General features: G+C 64.0%; 25 protein-coding genes and 1 tRNA gene. 13 read left to right on the top strand and 13 right to left on the bottom strand.

All coding sequences use genetic code 11. The features are described 5' to 3' along the window. Window positions 1-25: 25 nt before the first annotated feature. Together ACYCUK_RS06550 and rpsT are read right to left on the bottom strand one after the other, a co-directional pair. Entirely contained in the window at window positions 26-1,216 is a 1,191-nt protein-coding gene (locus ACYCUK_RS06550; protein WP_461594002.1) for an acetylornithine/succinylornithine family transaminase, read from the bottom strand. Window positions 1,217-1,500: 284 nt separating this feature from the next. Then, a complete protein-coding gene (rpsT, locus tag ACYCUK_RS06545; protein WP_112485637.1) occupies window positions 1,501-1,797 on the bottom strand; it encodes a 30S ribosomal protein S20 in 297 nt (98 codons plus the stop codon). Window positions 1,798-1,894: 97 nt separating this feature from the next. Between rpsT and murJ the strand changes: the two genes are divergently transcribed. Continuing rightward, the gene (gene murJ / locus ACYCUK_RS06540) at window positions 1,895-3,442 is read left to right on the top strand and encodes a murein biosynthesis integral membrane protein MurJ (protein ID WP_461594001.1); all 1,548 of its coding nucleotides are present in this window, start codon (window positions 1,895-1,897) and stop codon (window positions 3,440-3,442) included. Between the two features lie 64 nt (window positions 3,443-3,506). Here murJ and purM read toward each other — a convergent pair whose 3' ends face one another. Then, complete coding sequence (gene purM / locus ACYCUK_RS06535; RefSeq protein WP_461594000.1) at window positions 3,507-4,541, bottom strand: phosphoribosylformylglycinamidine cyclo-ligase; 1,035 nt, start codon at window positions 4,539-4,541, stop codon at window positions 3,507-3,509. Window positions 4,542-4,736: 195 nt separating this feature from the next. Between purM and ACYCUK_RS06530 the strand changes: the two genes are divergently transcribed. From ACYCUK_RS06530 to folK, 5 genes are read left to right on the top strand one after another with little or no spacing between them, the layout of a single operon-like run. After that, on the top strand, window positions 4,737-5,801 hold the full coding sequence (locus tag ACYCUK_RS06530; protein WP_461593999.1) for an AI-2E family transporter: 1,065 nt from the start codon (window positions 4,737-4,739) through the stop codon (window positions 5,799-5,801). Window positions 5,802-5,803: 2 nt separating this feature from the next. Further along, entirely contained in the window at window positions 5,804-6,538 is a 735-nt protein-coding gene (gene hda / locus ACYCUK_RS06525) for a DnaA regulatory inactivator Hda (protein WP_461593998.1), read from the top strand. A gap of 10 nt (window positions 6,539-6,548) precedes the next feature. Continuing rightward, entirely contained in the window at window positions 6,549-7,226 is a 678-nt protein-coding gene (locus tag ACYCUK_RS06520) for a histidinol-phosphatase (protein WP_461593997.1), read from the top strand. Beyond that, complete coding sequence (pcnB, locus tag ACYCUK_RS06515) at window positions 7,223-8,635, top strand: polynucleotide adenylyltransferase PcnB (protein WP_461593996.1); 1,413 nt, start codon at window positions 7,223-7,225, stop codon at window positions 8,633-8,635. The genes ACYCUK_RS06520 and pcnB overlap by 4 nt, the downstream gene beginning before the upstream one ends. A gap of 6 nt (window positions 8,636-8,641) precedes the next feature. Further along, window positions 8,642-9,211: a 2-amino-4-hydroxy-6-hydroxymethyldihydropteridine diphosphokinase gene (gene folK, locus ACYCUK_RS06510; protein WP_461593995.1), complete on the top strand. Its 570-nt coding sequence runs from the start codon at window positions 8,642-8,644 to the stop codon at window positions 9,209-9,211. Here folK and ACYCUK_RS06505 read toward each other — a convergent pair. After that, window positions 9,193-9,672: an NINE protein gene (locus ACYCUK_RS06505; RefSeq protein ID WP_461593994.1), complete on the bottom strand. Its 480-nt coding sequence runs from the start codon at window positions 9,670-9,672 to the stop codon at window positions 9,193-9,195. The two genes, folK and ACYCUK_RS06505, sit on opposite strands and share 19 nt — an antisense overlap. Continuing rightward, window positions 9,665-10,210, bottom strand: a complete 546-nt coding sequence (locus tag ACYCUK_RS06500) for a GNAT family N-acetyltransferase (protein WP_461593993.1) — start codon at window positions 10,208-10,210, stop codon at window positions 9,665-9,667. Before ACYCUK_RS06500 ends, ACYCUK_RS06505 begins: the two co-directional genes overlap by 8 nt. 239 nt (window positions 10,211-10,449) lie before the next feature. Here ACYCUK_RS06500 and rpsP point away from each other — a divergent pair, with 239 nt between their 5' ends. The 6 genes from rpsP to ACYCUK_RS06470 all read left to right on the top strand — a co-directional run bounded on the left by rpsP (window position 10,450) and on the right by ACYCUK_RS06470 (window position 14,488). Next, on the top strand, window positions 10,450-10,713 hold the full coding sequence (gene rpsP, locus ACYCUK_RS06495; RefSeq protein ID WP_112485629.1) for a 30S ribosomal protein S16: 264 nt from the start codon (window positions 10,450-10,452) through the stop codon (window positions 10,711-10,713). Between the two features lie 120 nt (window positions 10,714-10,833). Further along, window positions 10,834-11,430, top strand: coding sequence for a ribosome maturation factor RimM (gene rimM, locus ACYCUK_RS06490; protein WP_461593992.1), 597 nt, complete (start codon window positions 10,834-10,836; stop codon window positions 11,428-11,430). 21 nt (window positions 11,431-11,451) lie between these two features. After that, window positions 11,452-12,204, top strand: a complete 753-nt coding sequence (gene trmD, locus ACYCUK_RS06485; protein ID WP_461593991.1) for a tRNA (guanosine(37)-N1)-methyltransferase TrmD — start codon at window positions 11,452-11,454, stop codon at window positions 12,202-12,204. Window positions 12,205-12,310: 106 nt separating this feature from the next. Continuing rightward, entirely contained in the window at window positions 12,311-12,676 is a 366-nt protein-coding gene (gene rplS, locus ACYCUK_RS06480; RefSeq protein WP_112485626.1) for a 50S ribosomal protein L19, read from the top strand. Between the two features lie 102 nt (window positions 12,677-12,778). Then, the gene (locus tag ACYCUK_RS06475) at window positions 12,779-13,507 is read left to right on the top strand and encodes an NUDIX hydrolase (protein ID WP_461593990.1); all 729 of its coding nucleotides are present in this window, start codon (window positions 12,779-12,781) and stop codon (window positions 13,505-13,507) included. A gap of 9 nt (window positions 13,508-13,516) precedes the next feature. Continuing rightward, window positions 13,517-14,488, top strand: coding sequence for a CobD/CbiB family protein (locus tag ACYCUK_RS06470; RefSeq protein WP_461593989.1), 972 nt, complete (start codon window positions 13,517-13,519; stop codon window positions 14,486-14,488). A gap of 63 nt (window positions 14,489-14,551) precedes the next feature. On the opposite strand, the gene ACYCUK_RS06465 is transcribed toward ACYCUK_RS06470, so the two are convergent. The 3 genes from ACYCUK_RS06465 to ACYCUK_RS06455 all read right to left on the bottom strand — a co-directional run bounded on the left by ACYCUK_RS06465 (window position 14,552) and on the right by ACYCUK_RS06455 (window position 18,325). Continuing rightward, window positions 14,552-15,151: a class I SAM-dependent methyltransferase gene (locus ACYCUK_RS06465; protein WP_461593988.1), complete on the bottom strand. Its 600-nt coding sequence runs from the start codon at window positions 15,149-15,151 to the stop codon at window positions 14,552-14,554. A gap of 190 nt (window positions 15,152-15,341) precedes the next feature. Beyond that, complete coding sequence (htpG, locus tag ACYCUK_RS06460; protein ID WP_461593987.1) at window positions 15,342-17,330, bottom strand: molecular chaperone HtpG; 1,989 nt, start codon at window positions 17,328-17,330, stop codon at window positions 15,342-15,344. Between the two features lie 140 nt (window positions 17,331-17,470). Continuing rightward, window positions 17,471-18,325 (bottom strand): TatD family hydrolase, encoded by an 855-nt coding sequence (locus tag ACYCUK_RS06455; RefSeq protein WP_461593986.1) that lies wholly within the window; start codon window positions 18,323-18,325, stop codon window positions 17,471-17,473. 237 nt (window positions 18,326-18,562) lie between these two features. Here ACYCUK_RS06455 and ACYCUK_RS06450 point away from each other — a divergent pair. Further along, window positions 18,563-18,653: transfer RNA gene (locus tag ACYCUK_RS06450), tRNA-Ser, on the top strand. A 293-nt stretch (window positions 18,654-18,946) separates the two neighbouring features. On the opposite strand, the gene ACYCUK_RS06445 is transcribed toward ACYCUK_RS06450, so the two are convergent. From ACYCUK_RS06445 to ACYCUK_RS06425, 5 genes are read right to left on the bottom strand one after another with little or no spacing between them, the layout of a single operon-like run. Then, complete coding sequence (locus ACYCUK_RS06445; protein ID WP_461593985.1) at window positions 18,947-19,168, bottom strand: formate dehydrogenase subunit delta; 222 nt, start codon at window positions 19,166-19,168, stop codon at window positions 18,947-18,949. After that, window positions 19,165-20,001, bottom strand: coding sequence for a formate dehydrogenase accessory sulfurtransferase FdhD (gene fdhD / locus ACYCUK_RS06440; RefSeq protein ID WP_461593984.1), 837 nt, complete (start codon window positions 19,999-20,001; stop codon window positions 19,165-19,167). Before fdhD ends, ACYCUK_RS06445 begins: the two co-directional genes overlap by 4 nt. After that, window positions 19,998-22,877 (bottom strand): formate dehydrogenase subunit alpha, encoded by a 2,880-nt coding sequence (gene fdhF / locus ACYCUK_RS06435; protein WP_461593983.1) that lies wholly within the window; start codon window positions 22,875-22,877, stop codon window positions 19,998-20,000. Before fdhF ends, fdhD begins: the two co-directional genes overlap by 4 nt. Before the next feature lie 16 nt (window positions 22,878-22,893). Further along, entirely contained in the window at window positions 22,894-24,456 is a 1,563-nt protein-coding gene (locus ACYCUK_RS06430) for a formate dehydrogenase beta subunit (RefSeq protein ID WP_461593982.1), read from the bottom strand. Further along, complete coding sequence (locus tag ACYCUK_RS06425; RefSeq protein ID WP_461593981.1) at window positions 24,453-24,953, bottom strand: formate dehydrogenase subunit gamma; 501 nt, start codon at window positions 24,951-24,953, stop codon at window positions 24,453-24,455. Before ACYCUK_RS06425 ends, ACYCUK_RS06430 begins: the two co-directional genes overlap by 4 nt. Window positions 24,954-25,057: the final 104 nt, after the last annotated feature.

Here is a 25,057-nt window from a genome sequence, read left to right as displayed (position 1 = left end):
TGAAAGCACGTTTGGCACGTGGCGATCAGGCTGCGGCCTGATCGGCGGCCAAGAAGCGCTGAATCAGCGGCACCAGAATGGCGAGCAGTTGTTCCGCCTCCTCCTGACGCAGGATCAGCGGCGGCAACAAGCGAATCACACTGTCTTGCGTGACGTTGATGAGCAGACCCTCCTGCAACGCCTGCTTCACCAACACACCGCAGGGGCGGTCGAGTTCGACGCCGATCATCAGTCCCGCGCCGCGCACCGCGACCAGGCCGGGAAAACCGCCGAGCTGCCTGCGAAACTGTTCCTGCATCCAGCGACCGATGCGCTGGGCGTTGTCCATCAGGCCCTCGTCCTCGATGATGGACAGGGTTTCCAGGGCCGCACGGCACGCCAGGGGATTGCCACCGAACGTCGTGCCATGCTGGCCGGGGCCGAAGGTCGTCGCGGCTTCGCCGTAGGCCAGCAAGGCGCCGATGGGCACGCCCGAGGCCAGCCCCTTGGCCAGCGCGATGACATCGGGCCGCACCCCGGCCCACTGGTGGGCGAACCACTTGCCGGTGCGACCGGTGCCGCATTGCACCTCGTCGATCATCAGCAACCAGCCACGCTCGTCGCAAATGCGGCGCAGAAAACACAGGTAATCCGCCTGCGCCGGGTTGATACCGCCCTCGCCTTGAATGGCCTCGATGAAGACGGCGCTCACTTGGGGATGGCTTGCAGCCACCTCGCGAATTGCCGCTTCATCGTTCAGCGCAACGCGCACGAAACCCTCGACCAGGGGCTCAAAACCCTTTTGCACCTTGGGATTGCCGGTTGCCGAAAGCGTCGCCAGCGAACGGCCATGGAAAGCGCGCTCAAAAACGATGATTTCAGGCCGATCCATCTCATGCTTGTGTCCCCACAACCGCGCCAGCTTGATGGCAGCTTCGTTCGCCTCCAGGCCCGAGTTGCAGAAAAACGCCCGATCGGCGCCTGAAATGGCGCAGAGGCGATCGGCCAGTTGGTCCTGCAAGGGAATTTCGTACAAATTCGACGTATGGATCAGCTTGCCGATCTGATCGCTCAATGCCGCGACCAGACGGGGATGGGCATGCCCCACGGTGTTGACGGCGATGCCGCTCAAGCCGTCCAGATAGCGCCGGCCGTCACGGTCCCACAGCCAAGCACCCTGACCATGGGTCAAGGCCAGGGGCAAACGTGCATAGGTGTTCATCAGATGGCCGGGCATGCGCTTCTCCTGGAGCAAAAAAACAACAGCCCGCAAATTGCGTTTCCATCGCAAGCGCAGGCCTGAATTTAATTATAGGCAGGCCCATGGGAGGACTCACCCGAACGGCCAACGCCGTTTGCCGGACCCTGTCCGAGAGATACAAACCGTCCAGCCACCGCATACGCCATGGGGTTTTCATTGTTCATTCCTGGGCCAGCGCCCAAACAAAAGCCCGCACGGCCGAAGCCAGCGGGCTTTTTTGCATCGGCCTGGCCCGCAAGCCGCGGGCCGGATTCGGCGCTTTAGGCTGCCATGCTCTTGAGTGCCGCGTTCAAGCGGCTCTTGTCACGCGCTGCCTTGTTCGGGTGGAACAGGCCTTTGCGAGCGATGGAGTCCAGCACCGGCACTGCCGCCTTGAAGGCCTCGACGGCCTTGGTTTTGTCACCGGCTGCAATGGCCTTGCGCACCGACTTGACCGCCGTGCGAAAGCGCGAACGCATGGCCGAATTGGCGGCGTTGAGCTTGATGTCTTGACGCGCGCGCTTGCGCCCGGAGGGCGTGCGGGCGCTTTTCTTTTTCGCTTGCGCGGATGTCGCCATGGAGAAAGTCCTCGAAATTCGTTTGGGAAACCCGTCATTATAGCCAGGCTCGCAGCTTTCTCAAAACAGGCCGAACCCCCTGCCTATAATCGCGCCGGTGAACCTCCTCAAGGCCGCCTACACCGTCTCGCTTCTCACGCTCGTCTCCCGCATCACCGGCCTGCTGCGCGAAGTTCTGGTGGCGCGTTATTTCGGCGCCAGCGCCTGGACCGACGCCTTCATCGTCGCCTTTCGTCTGCCCAATCTGCTGCGCCGCCTGTTTGCCGAGGGCGCGTTCTCGCAGGCCTTCATTCCCATCCTGGCTCAGTCGCGCGCGCAAGACGGTCCGGAGGCCAACCGCAAGCTGATCGACGACGTTGCCACGGCCTTGGCCTGGATCCTGGCCGCGGTCAGTTTGCTGGGCGTGCTCGTCGCCCCGGCGCTCGTGTTGCTCACGGCCTCGGGCCTGCATCCACAAGCCTTCGACGCTGCGGTGTGGATGACGCGCCTGATGTTTCCCTATGCCGGGCTGATCTCGCTGGTGGCGCTGTCGGCCGGCATCCTCAACACCTGGAAACACTTCACCATCTCGTCGCTCACCCCGGCGCTGCTGAATCTGTCGGTCATCGCTGCGGCCATCCTGCTGCACCGGGTGATGCATCCACCCATCTACGCGCTGGCGGTCGGTGTCATGGTGGGTGGCGTGCTGCAACTGGCGCTGCAATGGCCCGCGCTCAAGCGTTATGCCGTGGTGCCGCGCATCCACATGAATTTCCTCGCTGCGTGGCGCTCGCCCGGCGTCAAGCGCATGGTCAAGCTCATGCTCCCGGCCAGTCTGGCGGTGTCGGTGGCGCAAGTGTCCCTGGTCATCAACACCCAGATCGCCTCGCACCTGCAGCCCGGCAGCGTGTCCTGGCTGTCTTACGCCGACAGGCTGATGGAATTTCCCACCGCCTTGCTCGGCGTGGCGCTGGGTTCGGTGCTGCTGCCCAGCCTGTCGCGCGCGCACGCGGCGGATGACTCCGAGCGCTACAGCAAATTGCTCGACTGGGGCCTGCGCCTGACGCTGATGCTGGCGCTGCCCAGCGCCGTGGCGCTCGCCGTGTTCGCCAAGCCGCTGATCGCACTGCTGTTCAATTACGGCCACTTCAACGGTTTCGACGTGGACCAGACCACCACCGCCTTGCGCGCCTACGGCCTGGGCCTGCTCGGCTTTGTCGGCGTGAAGATTCTCGCCCCCGGTTTTTACGCCAAGCGCGACGTTCGCACGCCCGTGAAGCTGGGCATCATCGTGCTCCTCGGCACGCAGGCCTTGAACGTCGTGTTCGTGCCCTGGCTGGCCCATGCCGGCCTGGCTTTGGCCATATCCTGCGGCGCCCTGCTCAATGCTGCCCTGCTGTTTCGCGGCCTGCGCAAGCGCGGCAGCTACACACCCGAACCGGGCTGGGGCTTGTTCGCGACCAAGGTCGTTCTGGCGCAATTGCCGCTGGCGCTGATTCTGTTGTGGGGTGCGAGCCACTTCGCCTGGGTCGACTGGAGCGGAAGCGCTGCACACCTGATCCGCCTGGGAACGGCTTTCGGCTTGTTGGCAGCCGCAGCCCTGTCTTACTTCGCGGCTTTGGCGCTTCTCGGGCTACGGCCCCGCCAATTCCTGCACCACGAATAGAAGGGTGGCGCTTGTCCCGTTGGGGACGATGAGCGCCCTGTAGGTAACGAACGGCGGCGCCGAATCAGGCCATGACGACTGCGGCAGCACCATCGGCGCCCTGCTGAATGACGCCGATGCGCGTGCAGGCCTCACCCGCTGCTTGCAGATGCTGCATCGCCGCGCCGGCATCAGCCGGCGCCACCATCAGCACATAGCCGATGCCGCAGTTGAAGGTGCGCAGCATCTCGGCCTCGGGAATGCCGCCTTCTTGCTGCAGCCAGTCGAACACTTCCGGCTGGCGCCAGGCCTTGCGTTCCAGCGCGCATTGCAGGCCTTCGGGCAGCACGCGCGGAATGTTCTCCACCAAACCACCGCCGGTGATATGGGCCATGGCTTTGACATCAACCGCTTGCAAGAGCGCCAGCACGGGTTTGCAGTAGATGCGCGTGGGCATCATCACCGCGTCGCGGAACGGGTGCCCGTCGAGATGTTGCGGCAGCCGCCCGGCAGCGCGTTCAATCACCTTGCGCACCAGTGAATAACCGTTGGAATGGACACCGCTGGAAGCCAGGCCGAGCACCACGTCGCCGGCCTGCACGTTCCGCCCGGAAATCAGCCTGCTCTTCTCCGCTGCGCCCACGCAAAAACCGGCGAGATCGTATTCACCCGCGGGATACATGCCAGGCATCTCGGCCGTTTCGCCGCCGATCAAGGCGCAGCCAGCCTGCTCGCAACCCTGGGCGATACCGCCCACCACTTGCGCGGCCACGCCCACTTCCAGCTTGCCGCAGGCGAAGTAGTCGAGGAAAAACAGCGGCTCGGCGCCTTGCACCAGCACGTCGTTCACGCTCATGGCAACGAGGTCGATGCCCACCGTGTCGTGCCGGTTCCACTCGAAAGCCAGGCGCAATTTGGTACCGACGCCATCGGTGCCTGAAACCAGCACCGGTTCGCGGTAGCGCTTGGGCACCTCGAACAAGGCGCCGAAACCGCCGATGCCAGCCAGCACGCCTTCACGCATGGTGCGTGCGGCCAGCGGTTTGATGGCGTCCACCAGGGCGTCTCCGGCGTCGATATCGACCCCGGCATCACGGTAAGTCAGGCTGGTTTTTGGCATGGTTCGGGTTGGCGTTTGCAGACTCGGGCTGGCGCCGGCTCTGCACATAAAATGAGGAGTGCATTCTAGGTGGGAGGCCAATATGGCCGGTCTGCGCACATGCACGCAAGCCCCAAGCTCAAGTCGTAAGCCAGCCCGACAAGGCCATCGACGCACGACCCGTCCCTTCCTTCGCCTCCAAGACACCATTCCTCAGTGCAACTCTCCGAAACCAACAAAGTTCGTTTGATCTGGGCAGCGTTCATTCTCGGCGCCCTCTGGCTGGCTTCGCTGCTCGGGCCCGTGCTCATGCCCTTCCTGGTGGCTATGACACTGGCCTATGGGTTGCATCCCGCGGTCGAAAGGCTGTGGCGCTGGCGCATTCCCAGGCCAGTCGGTGCGGCGTTGGCCATCGTCCTGCTGAGCGTGGTGCTGGTCGGCATTGGCAGTCTGATCGTGTCTGTGCTCACCAGCACCCTGCCCCAACTGCAACAACAAGTGCCCTCACTGCTCGCCGCCATGAACAGCTGGCTGAGCGCGCAGGCCGCGCGCCTGGGGCTCCAAACCACCTTCGACCTGACCAGCTACAAGCACCTGCTGACCCAATCCCTGTCAGGCGATCCAGAGCGCTGGGCCTCGCAAATTCTGAGTACGGCAAGAACCGGCGGCAGCACGCTGCTCATCGTCTTGGGCAATCTCATCCTCATCCCGGTGCTGACGTTTTATTTTCTGCTCGACTGGCGCAGTCTGATGCAGCGCAGCTACAGCCTGGTTCCCCTGCATCGACGCGACGCGCTGCAAGCCTTTCTGGGCGAGTGCGACACCATCCTTGGCCGTTATGTGCGCGGGCAGGTTTCCGTCATGCTGCTTCTGGCGGCCTACTACGCCATTGCCTTGGCGCTCGCCGGGTTTCAACTCGCCTTGCCGATTGGCGTGTTCACCGGCCTTGCCGTGTTCGTGCCCTATGTCGGCTTCGGCCTGGGACTGCTGCTCGCCTTGCTTGCAGGCGCCTTGCAATTCCAGAGCTTCTACGCCATCTGGGCCGTAGCCGTGGTGTTCGGTATCGGTCAACTGGCGGAAAGCATGGTCATCACGCCCAGGCTGCTCGGAGGGCAAATCGGCCTGCACCCGCTCCTGGTGCTGTTCCTGTTGCTGGCGTTCGGACATCTGTTTGGTTTCGTCGGCGTGCTGCTCGCCTTGCCCGCCGGGGCATTGCTGCAGGTCGTCGTGCGCCATGCCCTTGCCTGGTACCGGGAAAGCACCTTGTTTCTGCGCGGATGAGCATGGGTCTGGAACACAGCGCGAGCCGGCAACTCCTGCTGGCCCTGCAATGGGATGACGCTCCCACATTGGAGGGCTTCGAGCTCGGCGAAAACGGCTTGGCCTTCGAAGCCCTGAGCAAACTACTGGCCAGCCGCGAGGGCGGTGCGCTGTATCTCTGGGGACCGCCGGCAAGCGGTAAAAGCCATCTGTTGCGCGCCGCCTGCCGCTCGGTGCAGCAAGCAGGAAGGTGGGCGCTGCATCTCACGCCGCAGAGCCCGCCATCCCACTGGCCCGCGCTTGACGCCTTCACGCGCTTCGGCGCCGGTGCCCTGCTCGCGGTGGACGATGTGCAGGCCTGCGCGGCTTGGCAGCAGGACCTGTTGTTCGGCCTTTTCAACGCCGCACGCCAGTTCAACGTTGCTTTTCTTGCTGCCGGCAATGCCCCTCCGGCGCAACTCGAACTGCGCGCCGATGTACGCACTCGCCTGGCCTGGGGTCTGGCTCTGGGGCTGGCGCCGCTGGACGATGACGGCAAGCAGCGCGTGCTGCAACGCATGGCGGCAGCGCGCGGCTTCGACCTGCGCGAAGACCTCAGCCGCTATATTCTGAGCCACCATGCACGCGACATGGCTTCGCTGGTCGGCCTTGTCTCACGGCTCGACGCTTATGCCTTGCAGCATGCCCGGCCCACCAGCATTCCCCTGCTCAAGTCCATGCTGGCCCAGGCCGACCCCGACCTCCATCCCAAGCCCTGAGCGACACCGCATGCCCAACCGCAATTTGGCGCTGTTCGACCTGGACAACACCCTCCTCCCATTCGACTCGGACCATGCCTGGGGCGAGTTCTGTGTCAGCCTCGGCTGGACCGACGGCGAGCAATACCGTTCGGCCAACGACCGCTTCTACGGCCAATACCGCGCCGGGACACTGGATCTCGACGCCTATCTGCGCTTCTCGCTCGGCCCACTCGTCGGCCGCTCGCCGGCAGCGTTGATGCAGGCGCATGAGCAGTTCATGCAGCAAATCGTGCTGCCGCAACTCCGCCCGCAAGCGCTCGATCTCGTGCGCAAGCACCAGCAGGCCGGCGACCTGTGCTGCATCGTCACCGCCACCAACGACTTCGTCACCCAACCCATTGCCGCTGCCTTCGGCGTGCCGCACCTCATCGCGGTCCAAACCGAGCGCAACCCGCAAGGCGGCTACACCGGCGCCTGGTGCGGAGTTCCCTCGTTTCGCGAAGGCAAGGTCACGCGCACGGCGCAGTGGCTGGCGTCCCAGGGCCTGGACTGGCAGAGTTTTGGCCAGACCTGGTTCTATTCCGACTCCATCAACGACCAGCCCCTGCTCGACCACGTGAGCCACCCCGTGGTGGTGCACCCCGACCCCCTGCTTGCCGAACTCGCCCAAACGCGTGGCTGGCCCGTCCTCGAACTGTTTCCATGATCCGCAAACTCATCACCCGTCTGCTCGGCAAAAAATCCGCAACGGCCAAGGCCGAGGGCCGGCGACTTGAAATCGCACGACCACAACACGAGATTGACGCCACACGGCTGCCGAATTCGGCGGTCACCGTCGTACGCACCCTGCAACAGGCCGGGTTCGAGGCCTATATCGTCGGCGGCGCGGTGCGCGACCTGCTGCTGGGCCTCAAGCCCAAGGATTTCGACGTCGCCACCAACGCCACGCCCGAGCAGGTCAAGCCGCTATTTCGCCGCGCCTTTCTCATCGGCCGGCGCTTTCGCATCGTGCATGTGATGTTCGGGCGCGAGATCATCGAGGTCTCCACCTTCCGCGCCACGCTGGACACGCAGGCCAGCGCCACGGTGGAAGGCGACGAGCGCAACGCCCGCGATCTCGCCGGCAGGCAGCACGCGGTGGACGCCAGCGGCCGCGTGCTGCGCGACAACGTCTGGGGCCCGCAGGACCAGGACGCTGCGCGCCGCGACTTCACCGTCAACGCCCTGTATTACGACCCCACACGCGACATCGTCGTCGACTACCATCATGGCCTGCGCGACCTCAAGGCCCGCACCCTGCGCATGATTGGCGACCCCGCCACGCGCTATCGCGAAGACCCGGTGCGGCTGCTGCGCGTGGCGCGCTTCGCCGCCAAGCTCGGCTTCGCCATCGATCCGGCCACGCGCGCGCCCATCGCGGAGCAGGCCGAATTGCTGCGCAACGTGCCCTCGGCACGCTTGTTCGACGAAACCATCAAGCTGCTGCAAACCGGGCACGCCCTGGCTTCGCTCGAACAACTCCGCGCACTCGGCCTGCATCAGGGTCTGCTGCCGCTCATTGAACTGGCGCTCAACCAGCCCCACGGCGAAGCGTTTGTGTTGGCCGCACTGCGCGATACCGACGCCCGCATCGGCGAGGGCAAGACCGCAAGCCCCAGCTTCCTGTTCGCCTGCCTGCTGTGGCCGCAGGTCAACAACCGCTGGGCCGAGTTGCAGGCCGAGGGGCTGCCAGCCATCGCCGCGCTCGACACCGCGGCCGATGAAATCATCGCCGCCCAGGCCGAACGCCTCGCCATCCAGCGCCGCATTGCGGTGGACATGCGCGAAATCTGGTCGCTCCAGCCACGCCTCGCGCGCCGTACGCCGCGCTACGCCAACAGCGCCCTGGATCATCCCCGCTTTCGCGCCGCCTATGACTTTTTATTGTTGCGCGCGCAAACCGGCGGTGCCGAACCCGAGCTGGCCAACTGGTGGGAACGCTTTCAGCAGGCCGACGAGGCCGAGCGCGCCGAACTCATCGAGCAAGCCGGCCGAGCCAGCACCGAACCCGCCCAACGCAAGCGCAGGCGGCGCAAAAAGCCGGCGGTGGGCAGCGGACCCGATTCGGCCGGCTGATCCCCAATGTCGGCCGCGTCCAGCTTGGCGCCGATCCTCGCGCCCGACATGGCCCTCATCGGCCTGGGCGCCAATCTCGGCGATGGCGCTGCGACGCTGGCCACGGCACTCGGCGAGTTGCAAGACCTTGCCGGCTGCCAGTTGCTGCAGAACTCCAGCCTGTATCGCAGCGCTCCGGTGGACGCTAAAGGCCCGGATTACTGGAACGCGGTTGCGGTGCTGCGCTGCGCGCTGACACCCGGGCAATTGCTGCGGCGACTCCAGTGCATTGAACGTCGCCACGGCCGTCTGCGCCCTGCGGGCCAGCACAACGCTCCGCGCACCCTGGACCTCGACCTGCTGCTGTTCGGCGAGCAAACGCTCCAAGACGCGGCGCTCACATTGCCCCACCCGCGCATGCATCAACGCGCCTTCGTGCTGGCGCCACTGGCGGAAGTCTGGCCCGACTGGATCTTGCCCGACGGCGAGCCCGTGCAACACGCGGCGCAACGCCTGCAGGCTGCCGGGCAAACGCTGGAGCGTGCCGGCACCCTGACACCCATGCCGGCGAATCGACTTCAGCCCGGCTGGAAGTAATGTTGCAGGCCAAAAGCCAGGCCACCCATCAACGCCGCCGTACCGATCAGCAAGGCAAACACCGCCACCAGCACGGCGCCCCAGCCGCTGCTGGAATGCCGCCCCGTGCCAACGTTCCACTTCGCATCCCAGCGCGCGTCCGGGGTCAGCCCGATCAGCAACGCCTGGAACAGTGCCAACCCGACGATCAGACCCAGCAGAGGAAGCGCAATCTCGGCGATGGCGTCGTTCTCGCCAAAATCGATGAAGCGTGTCGCACCCCAGACTCCGACCGCGAACAAGGGCAGGTGCAGCCAGCCGAGCACATCACGCCAGCCCTGGAGATAAAAACGGTGGGCGCCGACGACACCGAACACCAAGGCCAGGGCCGCCGCGAGCGTTTTGGACTTGAAAGTCTTGGGCATGGTGTTCGGTTTCGGATGCGTTTCGTCAGTCAGCAGGAAGGCGGCGTATTCAGACACCACGCGTCGGTGGCGCGCTTGCGCCGGGACCGAGCGCTTTTTGCATCAACACCACGTCCAGCCATCGACCGAACTTCCAGCCAACGGCGGGCATCACGCCACCATGGGTGAAGCCGTAGCGCAGGTGCAGGGCGATGGAACCCTCGTTGGCCGAGTCGCCAATCACGGCAAGCAACTGGCGCGCGCCTTGCGCTTCGCAAGCCTGCAGCAACTGTTGCAGCAAGGCCGAACCCAAACCCTGGCCACGTTGCTGCGCATCGACATACACCGAATCTTCCAGCGTCCAGCGGTAGGCTTCACGCTCGCGAAACCAGTTGGCGTAGGCAAAACCAGCCACCTCCCCATCGCGCTCCGCCACCAGCCATGGCAGGCCGCGCTGTGTCACCCGTTGCAGGCGCTGCTGCATCTCCGCCGTGTCCGGCGGCTGAATCTCGAAGGTTCCGGTTCCGTGCGAGACATGATGACGATAAATATGGGTGATGGCAGCAACATCAGCCTCTGTTGCCGGGCGAATCAAGGCCGTCTTCAATAAGTCCATGGCGGTGGCTGTGTCCAGCCCTCTCAGTTCGATATAATGGCGAGTTTACTGGGCTTGCCGAGTTCGTTTTTTGCCAGGGATCTGCCGGACTGCATCAGGCTTCCCGCCCGACGCCAGCCATGCGTATTTTGGTCAATCTTGCGGTGTGCAACACAACGCGATTGCCAGATACAGGGTGCAGCGGCCCATCAAATTCGTGCATTAGTCCACCACCCAGATATACCTTAGGAATTCAAGCAATGGTCGTCATTCGTCTTTCACGCGCTGGTGCCAAAGGGCGCCCGTTCTATCACATCGTGGCTACCGACTCGCGCAACCGCCGTGACGGCCGTTACCTTGAGCGCCTGGGCTTCTACAACCCCGTCGCCCGCGGCCTTGAGCAGCCCCTGCGCATCGAAATCGAACGCCTGAACTACTGGGCTGGCGTGGGTGCACAGCTCTCGCCCACCGTCGAGCGTTTGGTCAAGCAGTCCAAACAAGCTCCGGTTCAAGCCGCAGCCTGATTTGCTGCAGTGGGCCCGGAGCAGACTCGGGCCGCGCTGCATTGCCTGGGGCCTTTGTTGCCCAATGCTGCCATCATCTGACACCGCAAACTGACTGCTTGCGGTGTTTTGCTTTGCGCCATGTCCAAACCCGCCTCCACAGACTCAAAACCGCTGTCGGCTGACAGACCAGAAGGCCACACTGACTGGCCTGAGGGCCTGATCCAGGTCGGCCATGTGCTGGATGCATGGGGCACGCAGGGTTGGCTGAAAATCGCGCCCGAGTCGAACGAGCCCGCGGCCCTGCTGAAGGCATCTCACTGGTGGATGCACTCGCCACAGGGACGCCCCTTGCAACGGGCACAGTACGCCGTGCGCCTGGCGCGGCGTCACACACAATCCGTGGTGGCCTTGCTCGACGGCACGACCACGCGCACGCAGGCGGAGTCCTTTCGCGGCTGGACCATCCATGCCCGCCGCGAAGACTTTCCGCCGGCACGCAAGGATGAGTATTACTGGGTCGACCTCATCGGCTGCACCGTGCTCAACCGCGAGGGCCTGCAGCTCGGAATGGTCAGCGGTCTGCTCGACAGCGGCGCCCAGGCCGTGCTGCAACTGCACACCGCAACGGGCGGCCAGCAGCACGAAAGGCTGATTCCTTTCGTCGATGCCTATATCGTTGAAGTCGATATCGCTGCGCGGCGCATCGTGGCCGACTGGCTGCCCGAGTACGACTGAACGCGCCCGGAGCCGCAGGCCATGCCACGCTTCGATGTTCTGACCCTGTTCGACAGCTATTTCGAACCGCTGCGCACGCAAGGCATCTGCCGCCGGGCTTTCGATTCCGGCGTGATGCAATTGCAGACCTGGAACCCACGCGACTACGCCACCGGTGCCCACCGCACCGTGGACGATCGCCCCTATGGCGGTGGCCCAGGCATGGTGATGCTGGCCGAGCCGCTGGAGCAGGCGCTGGCTGCGGCCCAGGCGGCGCGCCAGGCAACCGGCTCGGCCCCGGCGCCGGTCGTGTTGTTTTCTCCCACGGGCGCCGCACTCACCCAGCAGCATGTCACGCAATGGGCTGCCTCCGCTGGCGCCGTGCTGGTTTGCGGGCGCTATGAAGGCATCGACCAGCGCTTCATCGACCGAAACGTGGGCGTTGAAATCAGCCTGGGCGACTACGTCCTGTCGGGCGGGGAAATTGCGGCCATGGCGCTGCTCGATGCCGTGGCCCGGCTGCTGCCCGGCGTGCTGGGCTGCGCCGAATCGGCCACCCAGGACAGCTTCTCCGACGGCCTGCTCGACTGCCCCCACTACACGCGCCCACCCGAGCACGCCGGCCTGTCCGTGCCCGAAGCCTTGCTCTCGGGCGATCATGCCCGCATCGCCCGCTGGCGCCGCGACCGCATGCTGGCGCTCACGCAAACGCGCAGGCCTGAACTGATCCTCGCCTTGCGCCAGCAAGGCCGCCTGAGCAAGCGCGATGAAGAGGCGCTCTCGAATTTGGTCTAAAATGCAAAGTTTTTCGATCCTCTGCTGCCCGCACAACAGCAAAAGCCGATCTCGACCATTGGCTTTGCACCCCTTCCAAAGCGGCCGCAAGATCCTTGGAGCCCCCATGAGCAGTCATCTGATTCAGCAACTCGAACAGGAAGAAATCCAGCGCCTGACCCAAGGCAAGGCCATTCCTGATTTCGCCCCCGGCGACACGGTGATCGTCAGCGTCAACGTGGTCGAAGGCACGCGCAAACGTGCCCAGGCCTACGAAGGCGTGGTCATCTCCAAGCGCAACCGCGGCTTGAATTCCAACTTCATCGTGCGCAAGATTTCATCCGGCGAAGGCGTCGAGCGGACTTTCCAGCTCTACTCGCCGATGATTGCAGGCATCGAGGTCAAGCGCCGCGGCGACGTGCGCCGTGCCAAGCTGTACTACCTGCGCGGCCGCACCGGCAAGTCGGCGCGCATCAAGGAAAAGCTGGCTTGAGCCGTCCGTCTGTGCAAGCAGAACCGATCGCGACGCGACGCACAACGTTGCCATCATCAGCAAACAGCCGGCGCTTGCCGGCTGTTTGCTTTGGCCCATCCCATGACCGCCCCACCGCCATCACGTCCACCGTTCGATCCGGAACAGGTTCCCCTGAGCACACCCGAGCCTGGCATGCCCGCGGTCGACCCTGCCCATTTGCAGGCCGGCTGGCTGCGCTCGCGCTTCGCCCGGACTCCGTCCTGGCGACCCGAAGTGTTCGAGGATGTGCAGATCGGCCAGCACACCACGCTACGTGACGCGTCGGTCCTGATTCCACTGATTGCACGGCCACAGGGCATGCAGCTCCTGCTCACCCGCCGCACCGCCAACCTGCATGTCCACCCGGGGCAGATCAGCTTTCCGGGCGGGAGCCGCGACGCGGGGGATGCCAGCGCTCTGCATACGGCTCTGCGTGAGGCTGAGGAAGAAATCGGACTGCAGGCGGCATGGGTCGAGCCACTGGGGTCCATGCCGGTCTATACCACCATCACCGGCTATGCCGTCACACCCGTGGTCGGCATGGTCGACCCGCAGGCACCGCTTCGCGCCCAGGCCAGCGAGGTGGCTGAAGTGTTCGAGGTGCCGCTGGCATTCCTGATGAACCCTGCCCACCATGAGTTGCGGACCTGGGACGCTCAAACCGGACTCGGCGCCCTGCCGACGCTCCCCAACGCTGCGCGCCGCAGCTTTTATGCCATGCCCTGGACCAGCACCGACGGGCGGCGTTATTTCATCTGGGGCGCCACCGCGGCGATGATTCGCAACCTCTACCGCCTGCTCATCGCTTAGCATCGCGGCATGGCCTTTTTCTCCGTCTTGCTCGCTCTGCTGCTGGAGCAAATCAAACCCCTCGGGCGCCTGAGTGTTGTCTACGGCGCTCGCAAATCGCTTGCCGACTTCGCGGCACGCAATTTCGATGCTGGCGAGCGCCGGCATGGGCTTGCCGCCTGGTTCATCGCCGTGCTGCTGCCGGCGCTGGTGTCCTTGCTCATCTACTGGGCGGCGCTGCGCGTGAACATCCTGCTGGCCTTCGCCTGGAATGTGGTGGTGCTGTATTTCACCCTCGGCTTTCGCCAGTTCAGCCATTACTTCACCGATATTTCCGATGCCCTCAGCCATGGCGACGTGGCCGGAGCACGCGCCATCCTGAAGCAGTGGAAGGCCCTCGACACCGTGGAGATGTCGGCCGACGACGTCACGCAGCAGACCATCGAACATGCGCTCGTGGCGGCGCAGCGCTACGTGCTCGGCGTGTTCTTCTGGTTCCTGCTGCCCCTGGGACCAGCCGGTGCCGTGCTCTACCGCATGGCGGAGTACACGGCAGGCAAGTGGAACGCCACCGGCTCCGATGCCAGCCCCTGGCTGCGCGATTTTGCCGATCAGGCTTTCCATGTGCTCGACTGGCTGCCAGCGCGTCTGACAGCAGCCGGCTACGCCGTGGTGGGCAATTTCGAGGAGGCCGTGGATCGGTGGCGCAACTACGCCCGCCTGTGGCCCGACAGCAATACCGGAGCCATGTTGGCTTCGGCAGCGGGCGCGGTTGGCATCCGTCTCGGTGCAACCGCCCTCAGTTCGATGCCGGAACCGGGCGAACAGGCTTGGGCCAGCGCCATCGATCCCGAAGCCCAGCCTCCCGGACAGCAAGCCCAGATGCCAGGCGACATACCGACGCCTGCGCACCTGCGCAGTGTGGTTGGGCTGGTGTGGCGTTCCGTGCTGTTGTGGATGTTGCTGCTGGCGGTGGTCACCATCACCATGTGGGTGTCCTGAACCCCGCCGGCAGACCTGTTTTTAGGTCTGCCAAGGTTGAAGGCCACCCGGCCGATTTCCAATCTACTGGAAATTGCGCGGCTGGAAGCGAAAGGCCTCGATGCGCGCAGGTGGCAAGTTACGCCAGACGAGGTGCGCTTGATCGCGCTCGAAGCCATGGGCCATGTTCTGGTAGCTGCCGCGCAGGGCATAGCTGAACTGGATGAACACCGTGCCGGGCCCTGAAATGAGCGCAACTTGATCCAGGATCTGCCTCACCACCGGCCTGGGCAGGCTGCGCAGCGGCAAACTGGAGACGACAGCGCGCACCGGCTGGCTCAAAACCTTGAAGCGACTCAGGTGCATGGCATCGCCTTGAATGAGATGCACACCTGGGAAGCGCTTGGCGAGATGGGCCGACAGTGCCGCCGAGCGCTCGACAAGGACCAAGTCCTGGGCAGAGACACCGTGGTTCAGCAAAGCGGCTGTGACGGCTCCACCGCCGGGGCCAAGCTCGACGACCACGCCATCTCCGCCGGGGACCAGACTTGCCATGCGCCTCGCCAGGAATGGGGAACTGGGGCAGATGGCGCCAATCTGGCGCGGGTTGCGGACGAACTCACGCATGAAACGCCAATAGCCTGCGGCATGTTTGTTCAATGACTGCTCGTTCGCCTCGTTCATGCTGGGTTGTCGTGGCTGCCTGTGGTGCCAAGGGCGACAGCGGAGAAAGATGATGGAGTCCAGTTTAGCGATGCGGACTTAGGCCAACACTGAACCAGGTCCGTGCATTCGCAATGACCCATTCAGTTTCGCCTCAGGAGCGGCCCGCCACGCTCGGCGCGACGGGCCGGGCTTGGGCGTGATAGCGCGCTCAAACCGAGCGCACCAGCCATGCATTCACCCGCCTGACGTAGGCGGCTGCATCCTCCGGCATGCCCCCCTCGGCCAGGAGAGCCTGGTCGAACAGGATGCGGGCCAGATCGTCGAAGACCTGGGGTTGATCCACGCCATCCTGCTCGGCTGCCGTTTTCCCCATCTCGTCTTCAAGCCGCTGCACCAAGGCATGCGCAGGATTGATTTCCAGAATGGGCAGGGATTTGGGCGCCGCCTGTCCAGCCTGGCGCAGCAGCCGCGCCAAGTGGCCGCTGACCTCGCCGTCAGCTGCCACCAGGCAGGCCGGCGACTCCACCAAGCGGGTGCTGATGCGCACGTCCTGCGCCATGCCTTGCAGGGCAGTCTTCATGCGCGCCAGCAAATCCTGGTGGGTTTGCGCGGCTTCCTCGGCCTGTTTTTTTTCCTCGGCGTCCTGCAAGGCACCAAGGTCGGCACCACCTCGGGCCACGGACTGCAGGGGCTTGCCCTCAAACTCGGTCAGACTGCCGAGCATCCATTCATCAACCCGATCGGTGAGCAGGAGGACTTCCACACCCTTGCGCTTGAACACTTCGAGTTGCGGGCTGGAGCGGGCCGTGCGCAGGTTGTCGGCGGTGATGGTGTAGATGGCCGTTTGCTCGGGTTTCATGCGGGCGACGTAGTCGGCCAGACTCACCGTTTGCGCGTCGCCCTCACGGGTCGTCGAGGCGAAGCGCAGCAACTTGGCCAGACGCTCACGGTTGGCGAAGTCTTCGCCCACGCCCTCTTTCAGCACTTGGCCGAACTCTTGCCAGAACTTGGCGTACTTGTCGCGCTGGGCAGCATCGTCGCTGGCCGCCATATCTTCCAGCAGAGAGAGCACACGTTTGGTGCAGCCGTCTCGAATTGCGCGAATATCGCGGCTTTCCTGCAGCAATTCACGCGAAATATTCAGCGGCAGTTCAGCGCTGTCCACCACCCCGCGAACGAAGCGCAAATAGGTCGGCAGCAAGCTGGAGGCGTCGTCGAGAATGAACACGCGCTTGACATAGAGCTTGACGCCCGCGCTCTGTTCTCGATTCCACAGGTCGAACGGTGCCTTGGCAGGAAGATAGAGCAACTGGGTGTATTCGCTGCGGCCCTCCACGCGGTTATGGGTCCAGGCCAACGGCGCGTCGCTATCGTGCGCGATCTGCTTGTAAAAATCGATATATTGCTCTTCGCTAATCTCTGTTTTCGGCCGAGCCCAAAGAGCAGCCGCCTTGTTGATCTGCTCCCAGGTGTCCAGCACCTCTTCTTGGCCTTTCTCTTGGTTCCATTCGCGCTTGCGCATTTCAATCGGCAAGGAGATATGGTCCGAATAGCGGCTGATGATGCTCTTGAGCTTCCAGTTCGAGAGCAGGTCGTCGAATTTGTGATCATCATCCTCGGCACGCAGATGCAAAATCACATCCGTGCCGCGCTGCTCGCGGTTGATGGTCTCGACACTGAACTCGCCTGTGCCTTCTGAGGACCAGCGCACACCCTGCTCGGTGGTCATGCCGGCGCGCCTGCTTTCGACGGTGATGCGATCGGCGACGATGAAACCCGAGTAGAAGCCCACGCCGAACTGGCCGATGAGGTTGGCATCGGCCTTGCGCTCCTGGCCGATCTGCTGCATGAACTCGCGCGTGCCGGATTTGGCGATGGTGCCGAGATGATCGATGGCATCCTGCAGGCTCAGGCCAACGCCGTTGTCGCTCACCGTGAGGGTGCGCTTGGCGGCGTCGAAATCCACCCGGATGCGCAACTCGCCCTGCCCTTCCCACAGCGCCGCGTCGTCAATGGCGAGATAGCGCAACTTGTCGCAGGCGTCCGAGGCATTGGAGACGAGTTCACGCAGAAAAATATCGCGATTCGAGTAAAGCGAATGCGCCACCAGGTGCAGCAACTGCTTCACCTCCGCCTGGAAGGCGTGGGTGTGGCTGCCGGACTGCGGAGTGGCGGTTGAAGTTGTGTCGAGGCTCATGATTGGGATGGGATCAAGCGGGAATTGGGAAAGTGTGGTGAGGCTGGAAGCGGTCGGACCAGCATGCCGGACTGGGAACAACGCGGCATGTCAAAAAAAACGTTGCCAACTAGATCGGGGCGTCGCGCTCCTTTTCAAGGTCACAACAGAGTTCGAAGCACTTTCCCCTTCGCTGCCCCGCGCATCTCCAACCAGGAGGCCAGCCGCGGCAAAGCTGCGAGCGCATTGGCGGTTGTGATGCTGGCCGTTTGTCCTGGTGTCCAGCCACGTAATGTCGCCAGAGTTTGGGCAATGCGTGGCAATTCAGCCGGCATATTGGGTTGGAGCTGTTCTGCACGGGCCAACCATTCGGGACGCATATCGGGTGCATCCGTTTCAAGCACCAGGCTGGAATCGGGCAGTTGGGCTGCTAGACGGCGGATGTTCAACGCTCGCTCGAACGTCATGGCGCCACCAAAACCGAGTCTGAACCCCTGCGCGATAAAGGCATCGGCCTGCTGCCGACTCCCGTTGAATGCATGGGCAATGCCACCGATGCCGGTCTGAGCCCATCCGAGTTTGCGCAGACCGGCGAGCAATGCATCTTGCGATTTGCGCACATGCAACAGCACCGGCAAACCCAGCTCGCGTGCCAGCCTGAGTTGTTGCTCATACCACCAGAGCTGGCGATCACGGTTCACACCCTGGACAAAAAAATCCAGTCCGATCTCGCCGAGGGCGACACATTGCGGATCGTCCCTCGCCTGCAGCACCGCACGGCGCAGCTGAGAGAAATCGGCCTCGTTCACACGTTCCACATACAAGGGGTGAACCCCCAGCGCATAGACCTGACCGCTGGCATGGGCCAAGTCGCGCACAGCGGCAAAATTGCCTGGCTCCACTGCCGGAATCACCACGCTGTGCACCCCAGCTGCGTAAGCCTGCGCCAGCATCTGGCTGGGGTCGCCTCCGAACTCGGCGGCGTCCAGATGGGCGTGGGTATCAATCCAGTTCATCCGAGATTAGAGGCTGAGCCCAAGTTGGTACTGGTGTGTCATGTGCAGAAAGCCCATCAATAGACGCCCGGCTGCCGTTGCCCCGCTGCGCAGATGGGACAGCCACTCTGTGTTGCAGGGGCTGGCGAATCCCTCGCTCAAGTTGCTCGGACCTGGATCTTGGAAACCCAGCATGGCGGGCCAATTGCTATGCAATAATGTAAGGCTACGCTTTGTGGCAGATCTGCGCTGCAAACGGGAGACGTGACCGAGTGGCCGAAGGTGCTCCCCTGCTAAGGGAGTATGTGCCAAAAGCGCATCAAGGGTTCGAATCCCTTCGTCTCCGCCAGTGCATTCTCTTATAGCCCCTGCTTTTTCTTTTCTGGCTTCGCCAGCCTTTGGCGTTGATTGATCTTACCCAGAGACGGCCCTAGGTCGTTGCCCACCGGCTGCCGCCGGTCGATAGCGTGAGATCACGGCCGTCGCAGATTCGCAAGACTGATTGGTGCGGCGGGCTGCCGCAAGATCATGGCGCTTGGACGATCAGCAGGCTCCTGCGCCAACTCTGCTTGATCAGTGCCATCGGGCTCATGCCAGCGCCATGCCGACTGGCATCTGGTTCATGAGGCACGCGGGCCACATTCAAAGTAGATCCCGGTGTGCGCGTAATGCATCGAGAGTGATTGCATCGAGACCTTCCCCATGGTTGCTTTCGAGATGCGCCAAGAGCTCGGCGCGCATCCGCCGCTCCCAAAATCGCTGAATATGCTGTGCGATGCCCATAAGAGCTTCATCGCGGTCAGGCATCGACGCAAAAAATTGGCCGATGCGATTCGCCATACAGACGAGGTTGCTCGTGTTCATAGGTCGATCTCATTGCCCAATGACAAGTGCTGAGGGTGGGCGTAGACCACCAGATTGCCTTGCCGCGCCAGCCCGACCAGGCACATTCCCGCTTGCTCGGCGGTGTTGACCGCGAGCAGCGTCGGTGCCGAGACCGCAGCCAGGAGTGGAACCCCGGCGACCACGGCCTTGTGCACCATCTCCACGCTGGCGCGGCTCGTCACGGCCATGAACCCAGAGCCAGCATCGATTCCGGCACGCGCCAGCGCACCGATCAGCTTGTCCAGGGCGTTGTGTCGGCCGACGTCTTCCCGGAGCAAGCGAATTTCACCAGTGGAACCACACCATGCCGCAGCATGGGTGGCGCCGGTCGCCTGGCCCAGCAACTGCCTATCGCGCATGCCATCCATGGCTCGCGTGATGGCCGCGCTTTGAATCGTCTGCCTGGAGGCAACCCGTGGCAGGGGTCGCAGGACCTGTGCAAGGCTCTCGGTTCCACAAAGCCCGCACCCCGTCCTGCCGGCAAGCGTGCGGCGCCTCGCTCTCAACCGTGCAAAGCTGCGGGAAGAAACCTCCATGTGCACCGTCAGGCCTTCGGCACAGGCATCGACTTCACAGTCGTACAGATCAGCCGGCCGATCAAAAATGCCCTCACTGAGACCAAACCCCAGCGCGAAGTCCTCCAGGTCCATGGGCGTCGCCAGCATCACGGCGTGCGAAATGCCATTGAATTCCAGCGCGACGGGAACTTCCTCGGTCAGCCAATCAACCGCTTCACTGCGCATGCCGGTTCGCAGTCGAACCACCCGCGCCTGTCGAGCACCCGCCGTCAAAGGCGCATCTTGGGCGATCACTTGACATGCTCCGGCGTTGCCGTTCGGCGCCCTTCAAGCAGCGCGGACTGCATGGTGCTGAACTGCCCATACTCCTGCTGCCAGCGCGAAGGCTGGGCAACCGGCATCACCTGAACGGCAGTGACCTTGTACTCGGGGCAGTTGGTCGCCCAATCCGAACTGTCCGTCGTGATGACATTCGCACCCGATTCCGGGAAGTGGAATGTGGTGTAGACCACACCCGGGGCCACGCGCTCAGTGATCGTCGCCCGCAAAACCGTGTCCCCCGCCCGGCTCTGGATGCCCACCCAATCACCGTCGCGGATTCCGCGCTCCTCGGCGTCGTGCGGATGGATCTCCAGCCTGTCCTCGTCGTGCCAGCGCGAGTTCGGCGTCCTCCGCGTCTGCGCGCCCACGTTGTATTGGCTGAGGATGCGCCCCGTGGTGAGCAGCAGCGGGAACTTGCGGGTGACCTTCTCGTCGCTCGGAACGTACTGCGTGATGATGAAGCGCCCCTTGCCCCGCACGAAATGGTCCACATGCATGATCTCGGTGCCGGCCTCGCCAGTCTGGTCGTTACAGGGCCATTGCAGGCTGCCCAGACGTTCGATCTTGGCGTAGGTGACGCCGCGGAACGTCGGCGTGAGCGCGGCAATCTCCTGCATGATCTCCTCGGGATGGCTGTAGCGCATCGCGTACCCGAGCGCATTGGCAAACCTCACCGTCACCTCCCAGTCCGCCAGCCCGGCCTTGGGCGGCATGACCTTGCAGACGCGCGAAATGCGCCGTTCCGCGTTGGTGAAGGTGCCATCCTTCTCCAGGAAGGACGATCCGGGCAGGAAGACATGCGCATACTTCGCGGTCTCGTTCAGGAAGAGATCCTGCACGACGATGCATTCCAGCGCCGACAGCGCCGCCGCGACATGCTGCGTGTCCGGGTCCGACTGGACGATGTCCTCCCCTTGGCAGTACAAGCCCTTGAAACTCCCATCCAGCGCGGCATCGAACATATTGGGAATGCGCAGGCCGGGTTCCGGGTCAAGATTCACACCCCAAGCTGCTTCGAACTCGCCACGCACTGCGCTGTCGGAGATGTGGCGGTACCCCGGGAGCTCGTGCGGGAACGAGCCCATGTCGCACGAACCCTGGACGTTGTTCTGGCCACGTAGCGGATTCACGCCCACGCCTTCGCGGCCGATATTGCCGGTGGCCATCGCGAGATTGGCGATACCCATCACCATGGTCGAACCCTGCGCATGCTCGGTGACGCCCAGACCGTAGTAAATCGCAGCATTGCCTCCTGTGGCATAGAGACGCGCCGCGCCACGCAGATCGGCCGCCGGCACGCCGCAGACCGATTCCATCGCCTCGGGGGAGTTTTCAGGACGCGCGATGAACTCCAGCCACGATTGGAATGACTTGGTGTCACAGCGCTCGGCGATGAACGCCGTATCCATGAGGCCTTCGGTGACGATCACATGCGCCAGCGCAGACACGACGGCGACATTGGTTCCCGGCCGGAGTTGCAGGTGGTACTCAGCGTGCACATGGGGAGACTTCACCAGGTCGATACGACGCGGGTCGATCACGATCAGCTTGGCGCCCTGGCGCAATCGCTTTTTCATGCGTGAAGCAAAAACGGGATGCGCATCGGTCGGGTTGGCGCCGATGACCAGGATCACGTCGGCCTTCTCGACCGACTTGAAGGTCTGGGTGCCGGCGGATGTCCCGTAAGTCTGACCCAGGCCGTAGCCGGTGGGCGAGTGGCAGACACGCGCGCACGTGTCGACATTGTTGTTGCCGAAGGCCGCGCGGACCAGCTTCTGGACCAGATAGGTTTCCTCGTTGGTGCAGCGTGACGAGGTGATGCCGCCGACCGAGTCGCGGCCATAAGTGGACTGGATGCGGCGGAACTCGCTTGCAGCGTAGGCGAAGGCCTCATCCCAGCTCACCTCGGTCCACGGATCGGTGATGCGCTTGCGGACCATCGGCTTGGTGATCCGGTCCTTGTGCGTGGCATAGCCCCAGGCGAAGCGGCCCTTGACGCAGGAGTGGCCCTCGTTGGCCTTGCCGTCCTTCCACGGCACCATGCGCACCACCTCGCTGCCCTTCATCTCCGCCTTGAAGCCGCAGCCCACGCCGCAGTAGGCGCAGGTGGTGACGATGCTGTGCTCGGGCTGGCCGAGTTCGATGATGCTCTTCTCCTGCAGCGTGGCGGTGGGGCAGGCCTCGACGCAGGCGCCGCAACTCACGCATTCGCTGTCCATGAAGGGCTGATCCTGCCCCGGCGAGACGCGGCTGCCGAAGCCGCGGCCGCTGATGGTCAATGCGAAAGTACCCTGGGTTTCCTCGCACGCCCGCACGCAGCGGTTGCAGACGATGCATTTGCTGGCGTCGTAGGTGAAATAGGGGTTGGACTCGTCCTTCTTCGCGTCGCAGTGGTGGGCGCCTGCAGCAGCACCGACCCCGTAGCGCACGTTGCGCAGGCCCGTCACGCCGGCCATGTCCTGCAATTCGCAGTTGCCGTTGGCGCTGCACGTCAGGCAGTCCAGGGGGTGGTCGGAGATGTAGAGTTCCATCACCCCCTTGCGCAGATCCTGCAGGCGGGGCGTCTGGGTGCGGACCTTCATGCCGGCCTCCGCGGGCGTCGTGCACGAGGCCGGGAAACCTCGCCGGCCCTCGATCTCGACCAAGCAAAGCCGGCACGAACCGAAGGGTTCGAGGCTGTCGGTCGCGCACAGCTTGGGCACCTTGATGCCGGCCTGCATCGCCGCGCGCATCAGCGAAGTGCCCTGCGGCACGGTCACGTCGAAACCATCGATCTCCAGCGTGACCTCGACGCCGGCCTCGCGTTGCGGGGTGCCGTAGTCGATCTCTTGCTTCAGGTGGTTGAGCATGGCGTGTCTCCGTTCTTCAAGCGGCCTGCTGGTCCGGCGCTTCGACACCGAAGTCCTGCGGGTAGTGGTTCAGCGCCGACAGCACCGGATACGGCGTCATGCCGCCCATGGCGCACAGGCTGCCATGCAGCATGGTGTCGCACAGATCGCGCAGCAGGTGCACCTGCTGCGCGCGATTCTGGTTGTTTCGTATCTTGTCGATCACTTCGACGCCGCGCGTCGAGCCGATGCGACATGGAGTGCATTTGCCGCACGATTCGATGGCGCAGAACTCCATGGCGTAGCGCGCCAGCCGGCTCAGATCGGCCGTATCGTCATGCACCACGATGCCCCCATGTCCCAGCACCGCGCCGATCGCCGCATAGGCCTCGTAGTCCAGCGGCACATCCCATTGCGACGCGGGAATGTAAGCACCCAGCGGACCGCCGACCTGCACGGCCTTGATCGGTCGGCCCGAAGCCGTACCGCCGCCGAAATCGACCAGCAGCTCGCGCAGCGACAGGCCGAAAGCCTTCTCGACCAGGCCCCCGTGCCTGACGTTGCCGGCCAGTTGGAACGGCAGGGTGCCGTGCGAGCGGCCCAGGCCGAAATCACGATAGGCCTCGGCGCCGCGCGCGAGGATGACGGGCACGCTGGCCAGCGTGATGACGTTGTTGATCACCGTGGGCTGACCAAAAAGGCCGGCGATGGCCGGCAGTGGCGGCTTGGCCCGGACGACGCCGCGCCTGCCCTCGATGCTCTCCAGCATCGCCGTTTCCTCGCCGCAGACGTAGGAACCCGCGGCCTTGCGCACCTCCAGATGAAACGCGCGGCCCGAGCCGCAGACGCTGTCGCCGAGCATGCCCGCCGCGCCCGCGCGGGCGATGGCCTCGCGCATCGTGGCGACGGCGTGCGGGTATTCGGAGCGTATGTACACATAGCCGCGTGTGGCGCCCACCGCGAGAGCGGCAATCGTCATGCCTTCGATCAGCATGTACGGGTCGCCTTCCATCACCATGCGGTCGGAGAAGGTGCCGGAATCGCCTTCGTCGGCATTGCAGACCACATATTTCTGCGCCGCCTGCGCATGCAGCACGGTTTTCCACTTGATGCCCGCCGGAAACGCGGCGCCACCTCGGCCGCGCAGGCCCGCATGCGTGATGTGCTCGACGATGGCGGCGCCGTCCATGGCCAGTGCGCGCTTCAGCCCGTCCCAGCCTCCGTGCGCCGCGTAATCGGCAAGTGACCGTGGATCGGTCACACCCATGCGGCAGAAAGTCAGCCGTTCCTGGCGGGCCAGGTAGGGGATCTGTTCGGTCAGCCCATGTGCCAGCGCGTGAGGCCCGCCGTGCAGCAGGCCCGCGTCCAGCAGTTGCGGAACATCGTCGGGCGTCACCGGCCCATAGGCGACGCGACCTCGCGGCGTGTCGACCTCGACCAGTGGCTCCAGCCAGAACATTCCGCGCGAACCATTGCGCACCAGCGCGATGGGGTGACCGCGCCTGGCACATTCCGTCCGCAGCGCGTGCGCGACCGCGTCGGCCCCGACGGCAAGGGCAGCGGAATCGCACGGTACGAAGACTTTCACGAGTTGGTTCATGCTTGGATTTCCAGTTGCGCGACGATGCGCGCGAGTGTCGCGGCCGTGACGCGGGCATGCGGCGTGCCGTCCACCATCAGCGCCGGCGATGAGGCGCACAGACCCAGGCAGTACACCGCCTCCAGGGTCACGGCGTCGTCGGGGCGGGTTTTGTGCAGCCCACAGCCCAGCAAGCGTTCGGCCTCGCCGATGAGCGCGTCGGCGCCGCATGCCTGACAGGCCTCGGCGCGACAAATCTGCACCACGTGCCGACCAGCCGGCTCGCTGCGGAAATGGTGGTAATAGGTGATCACGCCATGCACCTCGGCGCGCGACAGATTCAGCCCCGTGGCGATCAGCGGTACCGCGTCGGCAGGAACATGGCCGAGCGTGTCCTGCACGGCATGCAAGAGCGGCAGCAGGGCTCCAGGATGGCTCTGGTGCCGCTCGATCAAGGCTTGCACCGCCTTGGCGGTTGCCTTGGAATCGATCTGAGGGGGTAGAACTGGTGCGATCATGTTGTCTCCACGGATGCCGCCTTCCAAACTGGATGCACCCTGTCATTGCGGACGGCATCAATATGCTGTACGACGCATGATTAGGGCGCAGTTTGTAGAGAGAA

Source organism: Thiomonas sp. (assembly GCF_054608695.1).
Note: the sequence above shows the minus strand (reverse complement) of the source record. Positions and strands in the feature narration are given on the sequence as shown.